Origin of the sequence: Pseudomonas retamae, assembly GCF_043496865.1 — a bacterium.
GTDB lineage: Bacteria > Pseudomonadota > Gammaproteobacteria > Pseudomonadales > Pseudomonadaceae > Aquipseudomonas > Aquipseudomonas retamae.
The window spans coordinates 129696-149857 of record NZ_JBIEIL010000011.1 but is presented as its reverse complement, the minus strand read 5'-3'; the positions used below and the strand labels follow the sequence as shown (position 1 = coordinate 149857).

Below are 20162 nucleotides of genomic sequence, written 5' to 3'. Positions count from 1 at the left end.
GCGAGCAAGTCTCACCGCGGAATGTCCGCCGGACGCAGTCTTGCGTAGCTCAGCTACGCAAGCAGCAGTCACAGGTGGCGCGGCACTCAAACGAGCGCAGCGCCGAATGCGCAGTACCTAACGAAGACGGTAAAAAGCATGAATCTTCACGAGTATCAGGGTAAGCAGCTGTTCGCTGAATACGGCCTGCCAGTTTCCACTGGTTACGCAGTAGACACCCCGGAAGCAGCAGCAGAAGCTTGCGACAAAATCGGCGGCAGCGAGTGGGTTGTCAAAGCTCAGGTCCACGCCGGTGGTCGCGGTAAAGCGGGCGGCGTAAAGCTGGTTCGCAGCAAAGAAGACGCCAAAGCCTTCGCACAGCAGTGGCTGGGCAAGCGTCTGGTGACTTACCAGACTGATGCCAACGGCCAGCCAGTCACCAAGATCCTGGTTGAATCGTGCACTGATATCGCTAAAGAGCTGTACCTGGGCGCTGTCGTTGACCGTTCGAGCCGTCGCATCGTGTTCATGGCTTCCACCGAAGGTGGCGTGGACATCGAGAAAATCGCTCACGACACGCCAGAAAAAATTCTCAAGGCCACTATCGATCCACTGGTTGGCGCTCAGCCATCCCAGGGTCGCGAGCTGGCATTCCAGCTGGGTCTGGAAGGCAAGCAGGTCACTCAGTTTGCCAAGATCTTCGTTGGTCTGGCCAAGCTGTTCAAAGACCACGACCTGGCTCTGCTGGAAGTGAACCCGCTGGTGATCAAGGCTGACGGCGATCTGCACTGCCTGGACGCGAAGATCAACATCGACGCCAACGCCATGTACCGTCAGCCTAAGCTGAAGGCATTCCACGATCCGTCGCAGGACGATCCGCGCGAAGCGCACGCTGCCAAGTTCGAACTGAACTACGTAGCACTGGAAGGCAACATCGGCTGCATGGTCAACGGTGCCGGTCTGGCCATGGGTACCATGGACATCGTCAACCTGCACGGCGGCAAGCCAGCCAACTTCCTCGACGTAGGTGGTGGTGCTACCAAAGAGCGCGTGACCGAAGCATTCAAGATCATCCTGTCCGACAGCAATGTCGCCGCAGTACTGGTCAACATCTTCGGCGGCATCGTTCGCTGCGACATGATTGCCGAAGGCATCATCGGCGCTGTGAAAGAAGTCGGCGTGAAAATCCCGGTTGTTGTTCGTCTTGAAGGCAACAACGCTGAACTGGGCGCTAAAGTACTGGCAGAAAGCGGTTTGAACATCATCGCTGCTACCAGCCTGACCGACGCTGCTCAACAAGTCGTTAAAGCTGCGGAGGGCAAGTAATGAGCGTCCTGATCAATAAAGACACCAAAGTCATCTGCCAGGGTTTCACCGGCGCGCAGGGTACTTTCCACTCCGAACAAGCCATTGCCTACGGCACCAAAATGGTTGGCGGCGTGACTCCGGGCAAGGGTGGTACCACTCACCTGAACCTGCCAGTGTTCAACACCGTGAAAGAAGCCGTAGAAGCCACTGGCGCCACCGCCAGCGTGATCTACGTACCGGCTCCTTTCTGCAAGGACTCGATCCTGGAAGCGGCGTTCGGCGGCATCAAGCTGATCGTATGCATCACCGAAGGCATTCCTACCCTGGACATGCTGGACGCCAAGGTCAAGTGCGACGAGCTGGGCGTAGTCCTGATCGGCCCTAACTGCCCAGGCGTGATCACCCCAGGCGAATGCAAGATCGGCATCATGCCAGGTCACATTCACTTGCCAGGCAAGGTCGGTATCGTTTCGCGTTCCGGCACCCTGACCTACGAAGCTGTGAAGCAGACCACTGACGCCGGTTTCGGTCAGTCGACTTGCGTCGGCATCGGTGGTGACCCGATCCCGGGTTCGAACTTCATCGACATCCTGAAGCTGTTCCAGGAAGACCCGCAGACCGAAGCGATCGTGATGATCGGCGAAATCGGCGGTTCGGCTGAAGAAGAAGCGGCGGCCTACATCAAGGCTAACGTGACCAAGCCGGTTGTTTCCTACATCGCTGGTGTGACTGCTCCTCCGGGCAAGCGCATGGGCCATGCTGGCGCAATCATCTCTGGCGGCAAAGGCACTGCAGACGAGAAATTCGCTGCTCTGCAAGACGCAGGCGTGAAAACCGTGCGTTCGCTGGCAGACATCGGCAAGGCCCTGGCCGAGCTGACTGGCTGGGAAGTGAAGAAGTAAGCTTCGGCTGACTTTTCAGCTCCAGCAACAAAGGCCACCTTCGGGTGGCCTTTGTCGTTCAAGAGCAGCTGCAAGCTGCAAGCTACAAGCTCGAAACTTGCAGCTTGCGGCTGCTTTTCTTATGTAAACGCGACACGGAAACGTCGTGTATCGGATAGTTCGCCCTCTAATAGTGCGTTTTCCTGCCGGATTCGTTAGGCTGGCGGCCATTTTGCAGTGCGTCGCCCACAAGGCAGCCACGCAGCTTCACAGGTCAGTCCCATACGGATCGACAGCATTTCCCTAATCCCACAGGGCAATCCCCCTCTAAATTCCGATTTCAGTAGTGTGGTATTTCCTTAATGAAAGTTTTGAAAGGTCAGGACATCCTGGCACTTGGTTTTATGACGTTTGCCCTGTTCGTCGGGGCCGGTAACATCATTTTTCCGCCGATCGTCGGCTTGCAGGCCGGACCTCACGTCTGGATGGCTGCACTGGGTTTTCTGATCACCGCAGTCGGTCTGCCGGTGATCACCGTTGTTGCGCTGGCCAAGGTCGGTGGCGCGATGGATGCGTTGAGCAGCCCGATCGGCAAGATCGCTGGCGGCATCCTCGCGGCGGCCTGCTATCTGGCGGTCGGCCCGTTGTTCGCCACGCCGCGTACCGCGACGGTGTCGTTCGAAGTAGGTCTGGCACCGCTGACCGGCGAAAGCCCGTTGGCGCTGTTCCTCTACAGTTCGGTGTACTTCCTGCTGGTGTTCTTCATTTCCCTGTACCCGGGGCGTTTGCTGGACACCGTTGGCCGTTTCCTCGCGCCGCTGAAGATCATCGCGCTCGCGGTACTCGGTATCGCCGCGTTCGCCTTGCCGGCCGGTGACATCGGCCACGGCACGCCGGAATATGTTGCCGCGCCGTTCTCCCAGGGTTTCATCAATGGTTACCTGACCATGGATACCCTCGGCGCTCTGGTGTTCGGCATCGTCATCGTCAACGCGATCCGCTCCCGTGGTGTCGAGTCGCCCAAGCTGATCACCCGTTACGCGATCATCGCCGGGCTGATTGCCGGTGTCGGTCTGGCGCTGGTGTATGTCAGCCTGTTCCGTCTTGGTTCCGGCAGCCATGAAGTAGCCGTCGGTGCGACCAACGGCGCGGCGGTCTTGCACGCTTATGTGCAACACACCTTTGGCTCGCTGGGCAGCGGTTTCCTCGCCGTGCTGATTTCGTTGGCGTGCCTGGTGACTGCAGTCGGCCTGACCTGCGCCTGTGCCGAGTACTTCAGCCGCGTGCTGCCGCTGTCGTACAAGACCCTGGTGATCATCCTCGCAGCGTTCTCGCTGCTGGTGTCCAACCTGGGCCTGACCAAGCTGATCGCCTTCTCGATCCCGGTGCTGACCGCGATCTACCCGCCGTGCATCGTGCTGGTGGCACTGAGCTTCTGCAAAGACTTCTGGCATGAACATGGCCGCATCCTTGGCCCGGTGATGCTGGTGTCGTTCATCTTCGGCAGCATCGACGCGCTGAAAGGCGCCGGCCTGGCCGACTGGATGCCGACTCAGCTGTCACACCTGCCACTGAGCGAGCAGGGCCTGGCCTGGCTGGTGCCGTGCGTGATGACGCTGGTGGTTGCGGTAGTGTGCGATCGCCTGCTGGGCAAGCGTAGCGAAGCGGTTGCCTGACGTGTTTTGACCCGCCATAAGCGGGTCTTGCATGATTAAACAGAAATGCCCCGTATCAATCGATACGGGGCATTTTTTATGCTCGTGAGGCAGTGTCTTTTTGGCTGAGCTAACGTCGAAGGGTTGCGTCGCTTTCATGTAGGAGTGAGCCTGCTCGCGATAGCGGTGTGTCAGTCACCATTGAAGTTGCCTGACACACCGCTATCGCGAGCAGGCTCGCTCCCACAGGTACAGCATTCATACATCACAAGGATTTGCATGTCGTTCATCCAAGCCAATCTGATCCACCTGCTCGCCGCGCTCTGGTTTGTCATCTGCTGGGGCGGTTACACCCGGTACGCCACCTGGAAGGCCCGCGACACCGCATGTCTGGCCAGTGTGCTGCATCTGTATCGCGAGGACTGGATGCGCCGCATGCTGCTGCGTGACAATCGCATCGCCGATGCCAGCGTGATCGGCAACCTGGAACGCAACGCCTCGTTCTTCGCCTCCAGCACGTTGATTATTCTCGCTGGCATTCTCACCGTACTCGGTGCGTCTGACCGGGCCGTTTCGCTGTTGGCGGACATTCCCATGGTCCAGCAGGCGTCGCAGGGCATGTCGGAGATCAAGTTGCTGTGTCTGGCGCTGGTGTTCGTCTATGCCTTCTTCACCTTTAGCTGGTGCATGCGCCAGTACAACTTTGCGGCGATTCTGGTCGGGTCGGCACCGATGGTTGGCGAGCGGCATGTTTCCGAGCAGGAGCGCAAAGCTTTTGCCTCGCGTGCAGCACGGGTGATTTCAATGGCGGCCAACCAGTTCAACTTCGGTTTGCGCTCTTATTACTTCGGCATGAGCATGCTGGCCTGGTTCGTCAGCCCATGGCTGTTCATGCTGATGAGCGCGGGAGTGGTGGTGGTCTTGTATCGCCGCGAATTTCATTCCGACGTGCTCGACGTCATGGTCTATACCCCTACCGAGGCACCTGTGCCCGAAACCAATAAAGAGGCCGCTTGATGAGTATTCCGTTCTGGTGTGTGTTTATCAGCGCGTTACTGATTTATATCGCGCGTTTGCCCGTGGGCAAGGCGATGAAAGAGCAGGGCGGGTATGACAACCACCTGCCGCGCCAGCAACAGGCGCAATTGACCGGTTACGGCGCCCGAGCCCTGGCGGCGCATCAGAACAGTATCGAAGCGTTCATTTTGTTCGCGGTTGGTGTACTGATGGCGCACACCACGCAAACGGCGGGATGGCTGATCGACGCGTTGGCGATCATCTTCGTGATCGCGCGGGTTCTGTACTTGTGGTTGTATCTGGCGGATCTGCCGAAGTTGCGCAGTCTGGTCTGGCTAGTCGGCTTAGTGGCTACGTTGTTGCTGATGATTAGTCCGACTTTTAGAACGGTTCTGTTGTAAGCGGCCATTGCAGCAAATCCCGGACAAAAGAAAACCCGCACTTGGCGGGTTTTCTTTTTCGGCGGCTAGAGGCGGTTTATTGCTTCTTGGCAGCTTCGTCTTGTGCGGCAGCGTTCGATTCAGCCTGAGCTTTGGCAGCTTCGGCGTTTTCTTTCGCAGCGTCGTTCACTTTATCCTGAGCTTTGTTCATGTCCTGCTGAGCTTGCTCAGCGTGCTGGTTGGCATCTTGAGCTTTGTCCTCGGATTTTTTATCGCAGGCAGCGAGACCGAGGGAAGCGGTCAACATCAAGGCAATAGCTAAAGTCTTACGCATGGGGTGTTTCTCCTTATGGAAAATAACTACTGGCCTTAAGAACTCGGCGCTACGGGTTAAGTTCCTCATTTCTTTCAGATATATAACTTTGTTTTATCACGGAACTTTTGCCGTTTCTCTCACTACTGGCAAAAGGCTCTAACGCGAGTAATTATCAAATGGCTGAAAACAGCGTTTTTGAGCGCGCGACGCGGTTTCTCTCGGCGTTGCGCCACTGTCAGGTGCTGGGGTTGAAAGTGCAGAGTGCCTCCAGCGGAGGCCTGACGGTGATCTTGCCTTACAGTCCGCAAATCGTCGGTAACCCGCAAACCGGGGTGATCCATGGCGGCGCGATCACCTCGCTGATGGACACGGCCTGCGGCATGTCGACCTTGTGCGTGCTGCCGGAATTCGAAGTCTGCCCGACTCTCGATCTGCGCATCGATTACATGCACGCCGCCGAGCCGCATAAAGATGTCTATGGCTTTGCCCAGTGCTATCGAGTCACCACCGATGTGATCTTCGCTCGCGGATTCGCTTACCAGGACGATCCCGAGCAACCCATTGCCCACGTTGTCGGCACGTTCATGCGGATGGGCAAGGCGCTCAAAGGCACTCAGGGTTTTGGCGGCGCAATCAAGGGAGTCAAACCGTGAGCGATGATCTCAAGCAGCAATTGCAGCACGCCCACGCACAAGGCGACTATGCGCCGTTGCTGAAGCTGATCCCCTACGCCGGCCTGATTGGCATCGAGTGTTCACGCGTCGGCGATGAGCTGCTGTTCAAGCTGCCGGCGAACAAGGACAACATTGGTAACCCTTTATTGCCGGCGATCCATGGCGGGGTGATCGCCGGGTTCATGGAGCTGGCGGCCGCCCTGCATCTGCTGATTTTCACCGGCGCCCCGGGCGTGCCGAAGATCATCGACTTTTCCCTCGATTACCTGCGCGCGGGGCAGTTTCGCGACACTTGGGCCAAGTGTCAGGTCTGCCGTCAGGGGCGTCGGGTCGCCAATGTGGCGATCACCGCCTGGCAAACCACCGAGGCCGAACCGATTGCCACCGCTCGTGCGCACTTCAAAATCGATGAACCCTTGAAATCCTGAACAGCGCCCCAAACTCAGATGACAACCCGCCGCCGACCATTCGGGTCGCGGCCACTGCCATCTGATTGGAGTTTGATGACCATGAGTGTGGAAACTCAAAAGGAAACCCTGGGCTTCCAGACCGAGGTAAAGCAGCTGCTGCACCTCATGATCCATTCGCTGTATTCGAACAAGGAAATTTTCCTGCGCGAATTGATCTCGAACGCCTCTGACGCTGTCGACAAGCTGCGCTTCGAAGCGCTGGCCAAGCCAGAGTTGCTCGAGGGCGGCGCTGATCTGAAAATCCGTGTGAGCTTCGACAAGGACGCCAAGACCGTCACCCTCGAAGACAACGGTATCGGCATGAACCGTGACGATGTGATCACCCACCTGGGGACCATCGCCAAGTCCGGCACTGCCGATTTCATGAAAAACCTGTCCGGCGATCAGAAGAAGGATTCGCACCTGATCGGCCAGTTTGGCGTGGGCTTCTACTCCGCGTTCATCGTTGCCGACAAGGTGGATGTCTACAGCCGTCGCGCCGGCACTGCTGCCAGCGAAGGCGTGCACTGGTCGTCGAAAGGCGAGGGTGAGTTCGAAGTTGCCAACATTGACAAGCCAGAGCGCGGTACTCGCATCGTCCTGCACCTGAAGTCCGGTGAAGACGAGTTCGCCGATGGCTGGCGTCTGCGCAACATCATCAAAAAGTATTCCGACCACATCGCGCTGCCGATCGAGCTGCCGAAAGAAGTCACCGCGGCTGAAGGCGAAGAGGCACCGGCCGTCGAGTGGGAAACGGTCAACCGCGCCAGTGCCCTGTGGACCCGTCCGCGCACTGAAGTGAAGGACGAGGAATACCAGGAGTTCTACAAGCACATCGCGCATGACTTCGAGAATCCACTGTCGTGGAGTCACAACAAGGTCGAAGGCAAGCTCGAGTACAGCTCGCTGCTGTACGTCCCGGCCCGCGCCCCGTTCGACCTGTACCAGCGTGAAGCGCCGAAAGGCCTGAAGCTGTACGTGCAGCGTGTGTTTGTCATGGATCAGGCCGAGTCGTTCCTGCCGTTGTACCTGCGTTTCATCAAAGGTGTGGTCGATTCCAACGACCTGTCGCTGAACGTGTCGCGTGAAATCCTGCAGAAAGACCCGATCATCGATTCGATGAAGACCGCGCTGACCAAGCGCGTGCTCGACATGCTGGAAAAACTGGCGAAGAACGAGCCTGAGCAATACAAGGGCTTCTGGAAAAACTTCGGTCAGGTCATGAAAGAAGGCCCGGCAGAAGATTTCGCCAACAAAGAGAAAATCGCCGGTCTGTTGCGTTTTGCATCGACTCAAGGTGACGACGGCGAGCAGATCGTCGGTCTGGCCGACTATCTGGCCCGCGCCAAGGAAGGTCAGGACAAGATCTACTACCTCACCGGCGAGACCTACGCGCAGGTCAAGAACAGCCCGCATCTGGAAGTTTTCCGCAAGAAAGGCATCGAAGTGCTGCTGCTGACCGATCGCATCGACGAGTGGCTGATGAGCTACCTGAGCGAGTTCGACGGCAAGACCTTTGTCGACGTGGCGCGCGGTGACCTCGATCTGGGCAACCTGGACTCGGAAGAGGACAAGAAGGCTGCAGAAGAAGTCGCCAAGTCCAAAGAAGGTCTGGTTGAGCGCCTGAAAACCGCCCTGGGCGATTCCGTTGCTGAAGTTCGCGTGTCTCATCGTCTGACCGATTCGCCGGCCATTCTGGCCATCGGCGAGCAGGATCTGGGTCTGCAAATGCGCCAGATCCTCGAAGCGAGCGGGCAGAAGGTGCCGGATTCGAAGCCGATCTTCGAATTCAACCCGAACCACCCGCTGATCGAGAAACTCGATGGCGAGCAGAACGACGAGCGTTTCGGCGACCTGTCGCACATCCTCTTCGATCAGGCCGCGCTGGCTGCCGGCGACAGCTTGAAAGATCCGGCCGCTTATGTGCGCCGTCTGAACAAGCTGCTGGTTGAACTGTCGGTTTGATCACGTTGTAGGAAAAACCCGCTTCGGCGGGTTTTTTCATTCTGGTGTTTAACGAATCAGGAGTCAGAAATGAGCCAAGTCACTGTACGTTCCGTGGTCTACCAGATTGACGGCCAGCCTTACGAAGGGCGTTTGGCCTTCGATGCCGAGCACAAAGGTGCGCTGCCGGGTTTGTTGATGGCGCCGAACTGGATGGGCGTCAGCGCCGGTGCCGAAGACATCGCCAAAGCGGTGGCGGCCAACGGTTACGTGGTGTTGATCGCTGACGTCTACGGCCAGGCCGTACGTCCGCAGAACGCCGATGAAGCGCTCGCTGCGATGATGCCGCTCAAGGACGACCGCGCCTTGCTGCGCAAACGCCTGCAAGTGGCTTTCGAGCAGTTGCAAAGCCAGGGTGAAGCGGCGGTGGATACCGCGAAACTGGCGGTGTTCGGTTTCTGCTTCGGCGGCTGCTGCGCGCTGGACCTGGCCCGCACCGGCGCGCCAGTGAAAGCGGCGGTGTCGTTTCACGGCACGCTGGACTCGCCGAACCCAGCGGATGCGCAGAACATCCAGGGCTCGGTGCTGGTGCTGCACGGCGCGTCCGATCCACTGGTGCCGAAAGAGCAATTGCCGGCATTTGAAGACGAGATGAATGCCGCTGGCGTGGATTGGCAGTTGCTCAGCTATGGCGGTGCGGTGCACTCGTTTACCGACCCGCATGCGAACGTGCCGGGCAAGATGATGTACGACGAGAAGACCGCGAAGCGCGCGTTCAAGTCGATGCATGATTTGCTGGATGAAGTGTTCAAGGGCTGAACCTGAAGCTGAAGCTGAAACCTTAAAAGCAAAGGCCCCTCACCCTAGCCCTCTCCCAAAGGGAGAGGGGACTGAATGCGGGATGCTCGGGAGTTACGCCGAACCGAGCGCCTTCTGCTGAATCCATAATCGATTCGATCATTCAGGTCGATGTAAGGAGCAAGACACCTCGGTCGGCTCCCTCTCCCTCCGGGAGAGGGCTGGGGTGAGGGCAAAGGGTTCAACGCGGTAGCTCAATCCGCTCCACTTCCCCGGGCACCGTCGGCCAATCCCCGGCCGCCCATTTGCGCCGCGCTTCGTCGATCACCGCCGGATCACTGGCAACGAAATTCCAGTTGATCCGCCGCGGCCCGTCCAGCGCAGCGCCGCCGAATACCACCGCGTGAACATCACTTTCGGCAAACAGACTCATCTCTTCCCCGGCCGGCAGCACCACCAATGCGTGAGGCTCAATGGCTTCGCCGTTCAGCTGCGCATCGCCGCTCAATACATACACCGCACGTTCTGCATGCTCGGTCGGAATCAGCAGCGTGGTTGCGCTCTGCATCCGCACTTCGGCATACAGCGTCGGAGAAAGCACCGGTACCGGTGATTCGAGGCAAAAGCCTGACCCGGCAATCATGCGGATCTGCACGCCGAGGTTATCGCTGACCGGCAAGGTCGCCGCCGGGTGATGGCTGTAATGCCCTGGGCCCTGCTCATGTTCCCTGGGCGAGGCCAGCCAGACTTGCAGGCCGTGCAGAGTAAAAGTCTCGGCGAGCAACGGTGCAGGAGTGCGCTCGACATGGGCGATCGCGCTGCCAGCGGTCATCCAGCTGACATCGCCGGCGCTGACTACCTGATCCGAACCCAGGCTGTCCTTGTGTTGCAGTTGGCCTTCGAACAGATAGGTGAGGGTCGACAGACCGATGTGCGGGTGCTGTCGGATGTCCATGCCTTTACCGGTCGGATAAACCGTCTGGAGCATGTGGTCGAAAAACACGAAAGGCCCGACGCTGCGGCATTTGGCTGACGGCAGCGGGCGTAGGATCGGCTGGCCTTCGACGTCTTCGGCGCGCGGGCGGATGATCAGGGGTTGCGTATCCATGGGGGACATTCCAGGCTGAGCGGGCGATGCCAGAAGCATAACCCGCCGCTGGCATTGGGAGGTTTATTGGCTGTCGAAGCCTTGCGGGGTGTGGGTTTCGATTGTCACGTCACTGGTGGTCATCAGTTTGTGAATCGGGCAACGGTCGGCGACCCGCAGCAGTTCGTCGCGTTGCGCGTCGGTGAGTACGCCTTTGAGGGTCAGGGTGACGTGCAGGACGTATTTGCCTTTTTGCTCTTCGCTGTTGTCGCGTTTGACGTCGACGCCTACGCCGGTCAGCGGAATGTCCTTCTTCTTCGCGTACATCTTCAAGGTCAGCGCTTTGCAGGCGCCGAGTGCGGCATCGAAATAGTCGTGCGGCTCTGGCGCAGAACCTTCGCCGCCGGCCGTTTTCGGCACGTCGGCAAACAGTTCGTGGTCATCGATTTGTACGGTGTGACGATAGCCTTCAGCGGAGACGGTATTGACGGTAACAGTCATGAGGACCTCACAGGCAGCAGGAAAAATCGTTGGGTCAGGCAAGACCCTGCAGTTATAGAACATTCCCACCGGTACGCGTTCCGCTTTCCGTGAGGGCTGAACCCTTGTCCTTCGGGCGGGGTCTAGGCTATGCCCACCTGCCGGAGATTACTTGTGTTTTTGTCTCGTCTGATTGTCGCCTGCCTTCTGGCTCTCGCCGGGACTGCCCATGCCCGCGATTACACCTACAGCGATGCGCACCTGCATTACGTGGATTTTTTCCAGGAAAGCGCCGGCATGGCGAAACTGCTGACGGCCATGAAGGAAAACTCCATCGAGCATGTGATGATTTCCGGCATCCCCGTGGCGAAGAAATGGCACGAGGACGAACCCAAGCGCCCGCGCTATTACGCCGGTGATGACGCCGACGCCTACTGGTACAGCGCCACCGACGTGATCATCGCCGAGGCAGTGCAAAAGCTGTCTCCGGAACAACGCCCGTTCTTTCATCCGTTCTTGTCGGGTTTCAACCCCAACGACAAAAACTCCGCCGCGCACATCCAGCGCATGCTCGATCTGTATCCGGGGCTGTGGCAGGGCATTGGCGAGGTGTTTACCCGCCACGATGATCTGACCGCGCTCACCGCCGGCGACACCCCGCGAGCCAACAACGAAGCGATGACCAAGATCTATCACCTTGCCGCGGAGAATGATCTGCCGGTAATGCTGCATTCCAACATCACCTCCAAGCGTGAGAAAAATCCGCTGTATTTGCAGGAAGTCGAGGAGCCGCTGCGTAATCATCCGCACACCCGCTTCATTTGGGCGCATGCGGGCACCAGTGCGGAAATCCATCGGCATCAAAAGCAGCTGCCGTTTCTGTTGCCGACCCTGACACGCATGCTCGAGGCTTATCCGAATCTGTATATCGATCTGTCGTGGAGCATGCTCACGCCGTACCTGTTGGACGAGCAGGGCAAACCTAGGCCTGAGTGGCTGGCGCTGGTGGAAAAGTACCCTGATCGCTTCATGCTGGGTTCTGATGTGGTAGGACGGTTCAACAAACTCGGTCAAGAAATGCACAGCTATCGACCGTTTCTGGATGCGCTGCCGGAGGCGGTGGCACGTAAAGTCGCCCGGGATAACTTCCTGGCGATACTGCCACGCGGTACGGTCAAAGACGCTGGTCAGCGCTGAGACGATAAGCTCAGCGCTTCGAACTAGCCGCTCGTCTGCCTATCGCCTTTTCGTCTTACGCAATTTCAGTGCAATGCCGATACCTTCTAAAGCAACCCGCTGCAGGCTGATGCAGCGCTTTTGGAAGGAGCCAGTCATGAACATTCGTAATTTCAATATCGCCCCGCGCGCCGGCGTCGGGTTTGGCCTGTTGGCGTTGATGGTCTTTGCTCTCGGCGCATTCGCCCTGCTGCAAATGTCGAACATGCGCGCGCAGTCCGATGAGGTCGACAATAACTGGCTGCCGAGCGTGATGGCGGTCGGCGACATGAGCCAGGACATGCTGCGTCTGCGCGCCTTGACCATGCGCCTGCTGCTCAATCGAGACCCCAAGGCGCTTGAGCAGAACGTCGCCAAGCTCAACGAGCTGCGCAATGGCCTGACCGACACGCAGCGACGCTATGAGGGGCTTCTCGCCTTGCCTGAAGAGCGGGCGCTGTTCGATCGCTTCAAGGTCGCTGAACACAAATACCTTGAGCTCCAGGCACAGGTTGTGCAGCTGTCGGGGCAGAATCGGGTAGCCGAAGCTTCAACAATTCTCAACGAGCAGATGAGCTCGCTGGCCGACGAGATCGCCGTCACCCTGCGCGAACTGGTCGATCTGAACAAGCACAATGCCAATCTGGCCACTGAGGCGGCGCGTCGGGTGTTCAACCATTCGCGGGTCTGGGTTGCCGCGATGATTGCGTTAACGGCGCTGATCACCATTGGCCTGGCGTGGCTGTTGACCCGCAGCATCGTCGTGCCACTGACTCAGTCGCTCAGCGTGGCCGAAGTCGTCGCCGGCGGTGATTTGACCGGCGATATTCACATCGCTGGCAAAGACGAACCGGCGCGGCTGTTGCATGCACTCAAGAGCATGCAGCTCAACCTGCGCGAGACGATCCGGCGGATCTCCGAATCGTCCACGCAACTGGCCTCGGCTTCCGAAGAACTGAGCAGCGTCACCGAGGACGCCACCCGTGGTTTGCACCAGCAAAGCCAGGAAATCGAGCAGGCCGCCACCGCGGTCAACCAGATGACCGCGGCGGTGGAGGAGGTGGCGAACAACGCCGTGGCTACGTCCGAAGCGTCGCGTGAATCCGACCGCATCGCCCGCCAGGGTCGCGAGCAAGTACAACAAACGGTGACCTCCATCGAATTTCTCGCCGGCGACGTGACCCAGAACGCGGCCAAGGTCGAAGACCTCGCGCAGAAGATTCATGGCATCAGCAAAGTGCTCGATGTGATTCGTTCGATCGCCGAGCAGACCAATCTACTGGCCTTGAATGCCGCGATCGAAGCAGCGCGCGCTGGTGACGCCGGACGCGGCTTTGCTGTAGTCGCCGATGAAGTGCGGGCCTTGGCCCATCGCACCCAACAGTCGACGCAGGAGATCGAACAGATGATCGGCGGGATTCAGCAGGGCACCGATTCGGCGGTCAGTTCGATGCAGCAGAGCAATACGCGCGCCCGTTCGACGCTGGAACTGGCCAAGTCTGCCGGCTTGGCGCTGGAGGAGATTGCTTCGGCGTTCACCTTGATCAACGAACGTAATCTGGTGATCGCCAGTGCCTCAGAAGAGCAGGCAGCGGTGGCGCGGGAGGTGGACCGTAACCTGATGAACATTCGCGATCTGGCGATGCAGACTTCGGCCGGGGCCAATCAGACCAGTGCGGCGAGTCAGGAGTTGTCGCGGTTGGCGGTGGATTTGAACGGGATGGTGGCTAAATTTTCGGTTTGAGAGTTTATCTCGAAAAGCCCCTCACCCTAGCCCTCTCCCCGGGGGGGGAGAGGGGACTGACGGCGTGAGATTGGAGAGCTGCGACGGCCTGATAGTGCATTAGAGAATGCATAATCGACTCAGTGATTCAGGTCGACGTACAGCAAAAGACACCTCGGTAGGCTCCCTCTCCTGGGGGAGAGGGCTGGGGTGAGGGCCGAGCCAGGCACAAATCTTCAATCCAGCAGCCAATAAAAAGCCCCGCATTTCGCGGGGCTCTTGATTCCTGCAACGAATCAGCTGCCTTTGACAGCCTTGCCGTTGACCGTACCGTCCTGGAGCATGATGTTGTACTCCTTGCCGTCGGTCTCGACCTGCTGCAGACGCACCAGCAGGTAATCCCAGTCCTTGGCGAACCACAGCACGGTGATGCGCTTGCTTTGTGTCGGGTCGCGCACGCGTTCGACTTTGATCGCGTCGATCTTGCCGGCCTTGGTCTCGACTTTTTCCGAGCCCAGTACGCGGAAGTCATAGGTATCGACTTCGCCGTCATCGACCACTTGATAGCTCATGGTCTTCTTGCCGGCGGCGACGTCATGCTGCAGCGCCAGTTGATAGGTGGACTTGTCGACCATGCCACGGTTCAGCGGGATCTTCACCGCGTCGCCACGGTCGGTGCCGGTGACCAGTTTGTTGTTCCAGTCGAAATCCAGATCAGCCTTCTTGGCTTTGCCCAGACCACCGCGTTCGAAGTGGTAGGACTGTGGCAGCAAGGTGTCCTTGTCCAGCGTCAGGGTGCTTTCTTCAGTCAGGCTGGCGATCATCATCGACGCCTTGAAGCTGAGTTTCCACACGCCGTTGGCTTCCTTGGCCAGGCTGCGCTCGGCGGTGCCGCTCATGGGCAGTTGCTTCCAGTCGGCGGTGTAGCTGGCGGAGAACGGTTGAAGGTCCGCTGCCTGCGCGAAGGGCAGGGCGAGCAGAGCGCAAGCGAAGAGCAGGGCGCGACGCATAATATCTCCTAGATTCGAATCAAGTGGCCGCTGGCGGCGAGTATCTGGCCGTCCAGCACAGCACCGTGTTCCCCGAGTGCCAGCCTGCCTTCGGCAAACCAGCGTACGGCCATCGGGTAAATCCGGTGTTCCTGAACGTGAACGCGCTGCGCCAGACTCTGCGGCGTGTCGTGCAACTCTACCGGTAATACTGCCTGTACGACCAGTGGTCCGCCATCGAGTTCCTCAGTGACAAAGTGCACCGAGCAGCCGTGTTCCGTGTCGCCGGACTCCAGCGCGCGCTGATGAGTGTGTAACCCTTTGTATTTGGGCAGCAACGACGGATGGATATTGAGCAGGCGACCCTGGTAATGCCGGACGAAATCAGCGCTGAGAATGCGCATGAAGCCGGCCAATACCACGAGTTTCGGTTGGAATTCGTCGATCAGTTCGATCAGTGCAGCATCGAAGGCCTCACGGCCCTCGAATGCCTTGTGATCCAGCGAGCGGGAGGCGATACCCGCATCACTGGCGCGCTGCAGGCCGTAGGCGTCGGCGCGATTGGAAATCACTGCAGCGATGCGGACCGGGCTGTCGCCGGTCCGCGTGCTGTCGATCAGGGCCTGCAAGTTACTGCCGGTGCCGGACAACAGCACCACGACATCACAGGGTGCGGACATCAATGAGCCTTAAGGTTCTGCAGATCGACCTGGGCAGCGCCTTCGGCAGCCGCGGCGATCTGACCGATGACCCAAGGCTGCTCGCCGGCGTCACGCAGGGTGTTCAGGGCCACTTCAACGTGCTCCTGAGCCACGCAGATGACCATGCCGACGCCGCAGTTCAGGACGCGGTGCATCTCGGTCTCGTCAACGTTGCCTTTTTCTTGCAACCAGTCGAACACCGCAGGGCGGGTCCAGCTAGCGACATCAACCACCGCTTGAGCGCCTTTTGGCAGCACGCGCGGGATGTTGTCGAGCAGGCCGCCACCGGTGATATGGGCCATGGCCTTGACGGCGCCGGTTTCCTTGATCAGCTTGAGCAGCGGCTTGACGTAGATGCGGGTCGGGGCCATCAGCAGGTCGGTCAGCGGTTTGCCGTCGAGCTGGATGTTTTCGATGTCGGCACCGGAGACTTCGATGATCTTGCGGATCAGCGAGTAGCCGTTGGAGTGCGGGCCGGACGATGGCAGGGCGATCAGCGCGTCACCGGTGGCGACTTTCGAGCCATCGATGATTTCGGCTTTTTCCACGACGCCGACGCAGAAGCCGGCCAGGTCGTAGTCTTCGCCTTCGTACATGCCCGGCATTTCAGCGGTTTCGCCGCCCACCAGCGAGCAACCGGACAGTTCACAGCCGGCGCCGATGCCGGTCACCACCTGGGCAGCAGTGTCGACGTTGAGTTTGCCGGTGGCGTAGTAGTCGAGGAAGAACAGCGGCTCGGCGCCGCACACCACCAGATCGTTGACGCACATGGCGACCAGGTCGATGCCGATGCTGTCGTGCTTGTTCAGGTTCAGCGCCAGACGCAGCTTGGTGCCGACGCCGTCGGTGCCGGACACCAGCACGGGCTGCTTGTAGCCGGCCGGGATTTCGCAGAGGGCGCCGAAACCGCCCAGGCCGCCCATGACTTCCGGGCGCGCAGTGCGCTTGGCGACGCTCTTGATGCGTTCGACCAATGCTTCACCGGCGTCGATGTCTACACCGGCGTCCTTGTAGCTCAGGGAGGGTTGCTTGCTCATGATCCAGGCCTTTAGGGGAGGGGATTCAGGGGGTAACGACCGAGTTCAGCGGGAACATCGAAATCGGGGTGGCGGTGGCCTCACGCGAGTTTCGGGGTGCCCGGCTGTTGCCGGTCTGCGAAGGCGCGCGATTTTATCAGGCTTGAGGGGCAGCGGCCATCCTCGCACCGACGGGCAGGGCCATATCCGCGGAAATTTTTTACAATCCAGCGCCCTGAACCTCTGTATAAGGTGTGGCCATTAACCGTCTATCGTTATCACTGTGCAAAAACTTACCGCCGCCGTGTGAATGTTTTGCGCAGGCCAAGGGTCACAGCCTTGCTCAAACGGTTCACGCGGCCTGTTCCAGCCGCTCCTGTCGACGGGAATTCTCCATGCGTTTTGCTAAATTATTGTTGGTAGGCTGTCTGTCGCTGCTCAGCCTGGCGAGTCACGCCGAAAATCTCAAAGGCCTTTATCAGGTGCGCCAGCCAGTCACTGGCCAGGCGCCGGAAGAACGCGATCGCGCCACGCAGGCGGCGCTCGACACGCTGGTGCTGCGCCTGACCGGCGACCCGAAAGCGCCGCAAAGTCCCGGCCTGGCGGCGATTCGCAAGGACCCGCAGCAGATCATCAGCCAATTCGGTTTCGATGCCGGGCCGCCGGAAGTGCTGAAGGTCGATTTCGACCCGGCGACCAGCGAACAGGCGCTGCGTCGCGCCGGGTTGTCGCTGTGGGGCGCCAATCGGCCGTCGATCCTCGGTTGGTGGCTGAACGATTCGACCGAAGGCTCGAGTCTGGTCGGTGACGGCCAGGCTGCGGCAACGCCACTGCGCACGGCAGCACAACACCGCGGCTTGCCGCTGCGCCTGCCGCTGGCCGACCTGAGCGAGCAGTTGGTTGCCACCGCGCCGACACTCGAAGGCGCCGATGCCGCGCCGTTGCGCACTGCCTCCGAACGCTACAACGCCGACGCCTTGCTGGCGGTGCATGCCCGTGAAGACGGCGGGCAGTGGCAGGCGAAATGGCGACTGTGGCTCGGCGATCAGAAAGAATCCGGCAGCGTCCAGGGCGCCGATCAGGCTGCCGTGGCTGATGCGGTGATGCTGGCCGTGGCCGAGCGCCTGGCGCCGCGCTTTGTGGTCAAACCCGGCGCTTCAGGGCAGCAAACCCTCGAAGTGCAGGGCATGAATCTGGAGCATTACGCGGCACTGTTGCGGTTACTCGAACCATTCGGCGTGCGTCTGCAGACTGTCGATGGTGATCGTATCGTCTACCGGGTCAACGGCAGCGCCGAGCAGTTGCGTGCGCAGCTTTCATTGGCGAAGTTGCAGGAGTTGCCGCCAGAGGCGCCGGCTCCGGTGCCTGCGCCGCAACCTGTGGAGGCCGGTGCTGCACCGGTGGCAGCGCCCGCTCCGGTAGCGGCGGCGCCGTCGTTACGCTTTCGTTGGTAAATCTTTCTTTATATAGAAGCAGGAGTGGTACATGGCCGATACGCGGCGTTGGTTCTGGCTCGGTGGGGTAGTCCTGCTTTGCGCGTTTGTCTGGTTGCTGCACCCGATCCTCACGCCGTTTTTGGTTGCGCTGCTGCTGGCTTATCTGTTCGATCCACTGGTGGATCGACTGGAACGCGCAGGCCTGTCGCGCACCTGGGGAGTGATCTCGGTGTTCGCCTTGTTCACTCTGATCGTCACTGCATTGCTGTTGGTGCTGGTGCCGATGCTCGCCAAGCAACTGCTGCGTCTGTACGAACTGGCGCCGCAGATGCTCGACTGGCTGCAGCACACCGCGGTGCCGTGGGCGCAGGCGAAGCTGGGGCTGTCGGATGGTTTCTGGAAGTTCGACAAGGTCAAAGCGGCAATCAGTGAGCACATGGGCCAGACCACCGACATCGTCGGCGTGGTGCTGAGCCAGGCGACGGCGTCAAGTCTGGCGTTGATTGGCTGGTTGGCTAACCTCGTGCTGATTCCGGTGGTGAGCTTTTACCTGCTGCGCGACTGGGACGTGATGATGGCGAAGATCCGCAGCCTGCTGCCGCGTGATCGCGAGGAGCGTGTAGTGGCGCTGGCCGGCGAATGTCATGAGGTGCTCGGCGCGTTCGTGCGCGGACAGTTGCTGGTGATGCTGGCGCTGGGCGTGATCTATGCGGCGGGGCTGATGATCGTCGGTCTGGAGCTGGGGCTGTTGATCGGCCTGATCGCAGGTCTGGCGGCAATCGTGCCTTATATGGGCTTCGTGATCGGTATTGGCGCAGCGCTGATTGCCGGGTTGTTCCAGTTCGGTGGTGATCTGTACCCGATGGTTGGCATCGTCGCGGTGTTCATGGTCGGGCAGGCGCTGGAAGGCATGGTGCTGACGCCGCTGCTGGTGGGCGATCGCATCGGCCTGCATCCGGTGGCGGTGATTTTCGCCATTCTCGCCGGTGGCGAGCTGTTCGGTTTTACTGGCGTGTTGCTGGCGTTGCCGGTGGCGGCGGTGATCATGGTCCTGGTGCGCCATGTGCACGATCTGTACAAGGACTCCGACATCTATAGTGGTGTGGACGAGCCGGAGTTGTAAGAGCGAAGGGCAACCCGGCGAACCGCCGGGTTGCCGCGTTTTCGGCAGGCGTCGGCGCCAAAGAATCTGTCAGGAAACCAAGGCGTTAACGCAAACCTTTGATTTTGCTTGGACTCTGTCGCATTGTGCGCTCAGCGTCACGGGTATAAACTTCGCCAACTTTACACAGAGGCCACTAACGGTTCCTTGGTAACCGTTCAGTCAGCATGAAACCGATTCAGCTGCCCCTAGGTGTGCGTCTGCGTGACGACGCCACCTTCATCAACTACTACCCAGGCGCCAATGCCGCTGCACTCGGCTATGTCGAGCGTCTGTGCGAAGCCGACGCCGGCTGGACAGAAAGCCTGATCTACCTGTGGGGCAAACACGGCGTAGGGCGTACGCATCTGTTGCAGGCCGCATGCTTGCGTTTCGAGCAGATGGGCGAGCCGGCGGTGTATCTGCCGCTGGCCGAGTTGATGGACCGCGGCGTCGAAATCCTCGATAACCTCGAACAGTACGAGCTGGTCTGTCTCGACGACTTGCAGGTGATTGCCGGCAAGGCGGATTGGGAAGAAGCGATGTTTCACCTGTTCAATCGTCTGCGTGACAGCGGTCGGCGTCTGCTGATCGCCGCGTCGACGTCGCCGCGCGAACTGCCGGTGAAACTGGCCGACCTGAAATCGCGACTGACTCTGGCGCTGATCTTCCAGATGCGCCCGCTCTCCGATGAAGACAAGTTGCGTGCGCTGCAATTACGCGCATCGCGTCGTGGTTTGCACCTGACCGACGAGGTCGGGCACTTCATTCTGACCCGGGGCACGCGCAGCATGAGTGCGCTGTTCGAGCTGCTTGAACAGCTCGATCAAGCCTCGTTGCAGGCCCAGCGCAAGCTGACCATTCCGTTCCTCAAAGAAACCCTGGGCTGGTAAGCCGAGCCTGTTGTACTGCGGGTTTCAAGGGAAGCGCGGCATCTTTCAGGCGCCAGAAAATCCGCTTTCCTGCATGGGTT

General features: G+C 59.6%; 20 protein-coding genes and 1 pseudogene. 15 read left to right on the top strand and 6 right to left on the bottom strand.

The genetic code is table 11. The features are described 5' to 3' along the window. The first annotated feature begins 138 nt into the window (after positions 1–138). The 5 genes from sucC to ACGSLL_RS21300 all read left to right on the top strand — a co-directional run bounded on the left by sucC (position 139) and on the right by ACGSLL_RS21300 (position 5241). Positions 139–1305, top strand: coding sequence for an ADP-forming succinate--CoA ligase subunit beta (gene sucC / locus ACGSLL_RS21320; protein WP_090282417.1), 1167 nt, complete (start codon positions 139–141; stop codon positions 1303–1305). Further along, positions 1305–2189 carry a succinate--CoA ligase subunit alpha gene (gene sucD / locus ACGSLL_RS21315; protein ID WP_090282418.1) on the top strand — a complete coding sequence of 295 codons (885 nt, stop codon included), beginning with the start codon at positions 1305–1307 and terminating at the stop codon, positions 2187–2189. The genes sucC and sucD overlap by 1 nt, the downstream gene beginning before the upstream one ends. A gap of 341 nt (positions 2190–2530) precedes the next feature. Next, positions 2531–3844 (top strand): branched-chain amino acid transport system II carrier protein, encoded by a 1314-nt coding sequence (gene brnQ / locus ACGSLL_RS21310; RefSeq protein WP_203421260.1) that lies wholly within the window; start codon positions 2531–2533, stop codon positions 3842–3844. Positions 3845–4102: 258 nt separating this feature from the next. Further along, a complete protein-coding gene (locus tag ACGSLL_RS21305; protein WP_090282420.1) occupies positions 4103–4840 on the top strand; it encodes a DUF599 domain-containing protein in 738 nt (245 codons plus the stop codon). Continuing rightward, positions 4840–5241 carry an MAPEG family protein gene (locus tag ACGSLL_RS21300; protein ID WP_394507832.1) on the top strand — a complete coding sequence of 134 codons (402 nt, stop codon included), beginning with the start codon at positions 4840–4842 and terminating at the stop codon, positions 5239–5241. The genes ACGSLL_RS21305 and ACGSLL_RS21300 overlap by 1 nt, the downstream gene beginning before the upstream one ends. Before the next feature lie 76 nt (positions 5242–5317). On the opposite strand, the gene ACGSLL_RS21295 is transcribed toward ACGSLL_RS21300, so the two are convergent. Next, positions 5318–5554, bottom strand: a complete 237-nt coding sequence (locus ACGSLL_RS21295; RefSeq protein ID WP_008082962.1) for a hypothetical protein — start codon at positions 5552–5554, stop codon at positions 5318–5320. A gap of 158 nt (positions 5555–5712) precedes the next feature. Here ACGSLL_RS21295 and ACGSLL_RS21290 point away from each other — a divergent pair, with 158 nt between their 5' ends. The 4 genes from ACGSLL_RS21290 (at position 5713) to ACGSLL_RS21275 (ending at position 9422) form a co-directional block, all read left to right on the top strand. Continuing rightward, positions 5713–6189, top strand: a complete 477-nt coding sequence (locus tag ACGSLL_RS21290) for a PaaI family thioesterase (RefSeq protein ID WP_394507831.1) — start codon at positions 5713–5715, stop codon at positions 6187–6189. Next, positions 6186–6638: a PaaI family thioesterase gene (locus ACGSLL_RS21285; protein WP_394507830.1), complete on the top strand. Its 453-nt coding sequence runs from the start codon at positions 6186–6188 to the stop codon at positions 6636–6638. Before ACGSLL_RS21290 ends, ACGSLL_RS21285 begins: the two co-directional genes overlap by 4 nt. An 81-nt stretch (positions 6639–6719) precedes the next feature. Further along, positions 6720–8624: a molecular chaperone HtpG gene (gene htpG / locus ACGSLL_RS21280; RefSeq protein ID WP_394507829.1), complete on the top strand. Its 1905-nt coding sequence runs from the start codon at positions 6720–6722 to the stop codon at positions 8622–8624. 69 nt (positions 8625–8693) lie between these two features. Beyond that, positions 8694–9422, top strand: coding sequence for a dienelactone hydrolase family protein (locus ACGSLL_RS21275; protein WP_394507828.1), 729 nt, complete (start codon positions 8694–8696; stop codon positions 9420–9422). A 220-nt stretch (positions 9423–9642) separates the two neighbouring features. Here ACGSLL_RS21275 and ACGSLL_RS21270 read toward each other — a convergent pair whose 3' ends face one another. Next, complete coding sequence (locus ACGSLL_RS21270) at positions 9643–10509, bottom strand: pirin family protein (RefSeq protein WP_394507827.1); 867 nt, start codon at positions 10507–10509, stop codon at positions 9643–9645. Between the two features lie 63 nt (positions 10510–10572). Beyond that, on the bottom strand, positions 10573–10989 hold the full coding sequence (locus tag ACGSLL_RS21265; RefSeq protein WP_090282426.1) for an OsmC family protein: 417 nt from the start codon (positions 10987–10989) through the stop codon (positions 10573–10575). A gap of 129 nt (positions 10990–11118) precedes the next feature. Here ACGSLL_RS21265 and ACGSLL_RS21260 point away from each other — a divergent pair, with 129 nt between their 5' ends. The 3 genes and pseudogenes from ACGSLL_RS21260 (at position 11119) to ACGSLL_RS21250 (ending at position 13927) form a co-directional block, all read left to right on the top strand. After that, on the top strand, positions 11119–12165 hold the full coding sequence (locus ACGSLL_RS21260) for an amidohydrolase family protein (RefSeq protein WP_394507826.1): 1047 nt from the start codon (positions 11119–11121) through the stop codon (positions 12163–12165). Continuing rightward, positions 12071–13072 (top strand): annotated as a pseudogene (locus tag ACGSLL_RS21255) (MCP four helix bundle domain-containing protein); the annotation flags it as partial. The gene ACGSLL_RS21260 and the pseudogene ACGSLL_RS21255, both read left to right, overlap by 95 nt. Next, entirely contained in the window at positions 13064–13927 is an 864-nt protein-coding gene (locus tag ACGSLL_RS21250) for a methyl-accepting chemotaxis protein (RefSeq protein ID WP_394507865.1), read from the top strand. The pseudogene ACGSLL_RS21255 and the gene ACGSLL_RS21250, both read left to right, overlap by 9 nt. A gap of 275 nt (positions 13928–14202) precedes the next feature. Here the strand turns inward: ACGSLL_RS21250 and ACGSLL_RS21245 are convergent, their stop codons facing one another. Genes ACGSLL_RS21245 through purM form a run of 3 tightly spaced genes read right to left on the bottom strand, consistent with a single transcriptional unit; the run spans position 14203 to position 16633 of the window. Further along, a complete protein-coding gene (locus ACGSLL_RS21245; protein WP_090282429.1) occupies positions 14203–14916 on the bottom strand; it encodes a DUF3108 domain-containing protein in 714 nt (237 codons plus the stop codon). A gap of 8 nt (positions 14917–14924) precedes the next feature. Beyond that, positions 14925–15575 (bottom strand): phosphoribosylglycinamide formyltransferase, encoded by a 651-nt coding sequence (purN, locus tag ACGSLL_RS21240; RefSeq protein WP_394507825.1) that lies wholly within the window; start codon positions 15573–15575, stop codon positions 14925–14927. Next, a complete protein-coding gene (gene purM / locus ACGSLL_RS21235) occupies positions 15575–16633 on the bottom strand; it encodes a phosphoribosylformylglycinamidine cyclo-ligase (RefSeq protein ID WP_394507824.1) in 1059 nt (352 codons plus the stop codon). Before purM ends, purN begins: the two co-directional genes overlap by 1 nt. Before the next feature lie 374 nt (positions 16634–17007). Between purM and ACGSLL_RS21230 the strand changes: the two genes are divergently transcribed. The 3 genes from ACGSLL_RS21230 (at position 17008) to hda (ending at position 20082) form a co-directional block, all read left to right on the top strand. After that, entirely contained in the window at positions 17008–18066 is a 1059-nt protein-coding gene (locus tag ACGSLL_RS21230) for a DUF2066 domain-containing protein (protein ID WP_394507823.1), read from the top strand. 31 nt (positions 18067–18097) lie between these two features. Then, a complete protein-coding gene (locus ACGSLL_RS21225) occupies positions 18098–19171 on the top strand; it encodes an AI-2E family transporter (RefSeq protein WP_208938176.1) in 1074 nt (357 codons plus the stop codon). Positions 19172–19377: 206 nt separating this feature from the next. Continuing rightward, the gene (gene hda, locus ACGSLL_RS21220) at positions 19378–20082 is read left to right on the top strand and encodes a DnaA regulatory inactivator Hda (protein WP_394507822.1); all 705 of its coding nucleotides are present in this window, start codon (positions 19378–19380) and stop codon (positions 20080–20082) included. Positions 20083–20162: the final 80 nt, after the last annotated feature.

Coding starts and splice junctions, on each gene's coding strand:
- sucC (WP_090282417.1), top strand. CDS start 139: ATGAATCTTCACGAGTATCAGGGTAAGCAGCTGTTCGCTGAATACGGC.
- sucD (WP_090282418.1), top strand. CDS start 1,305: ATGAGCGTCCTGATCAATAAAGACACCAAAGTCATCTGCCAGGGTTTC.
- brnQ (WP_203421260.1), top strand. CDS start 2,531: ATGAAAGTTTTGAAAGGTCAGGACATCCTGGCACTTGGTTTTATGACG.
- ACGSLL_RS21305 (WP_090282420.1), top strand. CDS start 4,103: ATGTCGTTCATCCAAGCCAATCTGATCCACCTGCTCGCCGCGCTCTGG.
- ACGSLL_RS21300 (WP_394507832.1), top strand. CDS start 4,840: ATGAGTATTCCGTTCTGGTGTGTGTTTATCAGCGCGTTACTGATTTAT.
- ACGSLL_RS21295 (WP_008082962.1), bottom strand. CDS start 5,554: ATGCGTAAGACTTTAGCTATTGCCTTGATGTTGACCGCTTCCCTCGGT.
- ACGSLL_RS21290 (WP_394507831.1), top strand. CDS start 5,713: ATGGCTGAAAACAGCGTTTTTGAGCGCGCGACGCGGTTTCTCTCGGCG.
- htpG (WP_394507829.1), top strand. CDS start 6,720: ATGAGTGTGGAAACTCAAAAGGAAACCCTGGGCTTCCAGACCGAGGTA.
- ACGSLL_RS21275 (WP_394507828.1), top strand. CDS start 8,694: ATGAGCCAAGTCACTGTACGTTCCGTGGTCTACCAGATTGACGGCCAG.
- ACGSLL_RS21270 (WP_394507827.1), bottom strand. CDS start 10,509: ATGGATACGCAACCCCTGATCATCCGCCCGCGCGCCGAAGACGTCGAA.
- ACGSLL_RS21265 (WP_090282426.1), bottom strand. CDS start 10,989: ATGACTGTTACCGTCAATACCGTCTCCGCTGAAGGCTATCGTCACACC.
- ACGSLL_RS21260 (WP_394507826.1), top strand. CDS start 11,119: ATGCCCACCTGCCGGAGATTACTTGTGTTTTTGTCTCGTCTGATTGTC.
- ACGSLL_RS21250 (WP_394507865.1), top strand. CDS start 13,064: ATGCAGCTCAACCTGCGCGAGACGATCCGGCGGATCTCCGAATCGTCC.
- ACGSLL_RS21245 (WP_090282429.1), bottom strand. CDS start 14,916: ATGCGTCGCGCCCTGCTCTTCGCTTGCGCTCTGCTCGCCCTGCCCTTC.
- purN (WP_394507825.1), bottom strand. CDS start 15,575: ATGTCCGCACCCTGTGATGTCGTGGTGCTGTTGTCCGGCACCGGCAGT.
- purM (WP_394507824.1), bottom strand. CDS start 16,633: ATGAGCAAGCAACCCTCCCTGAGCTACAAGGACGCCGGTGTAGACATC.
- ACGSLL_RS21230 (WP_394507823.1), top strand. CDS start 17,008: ATGCGTTTTGCTAAATTATTGTTGGTAGGCTGTCTGTCGCTGCTCAGC.
- ACGSLL_RS21225 (WP_208938176.1), top strand. CDS start 18,098: ATGGCCGATACGCGGCGTTGGTTCTGGCTCGGTGGGGTAGTCCTGCTT.
- hda (WP_394507822.1), top strand. CDS start 19,378: ATGAAACCGATTCAGCTGCCCCTAGGTGTGCGTCTGCGTGACGACGCC.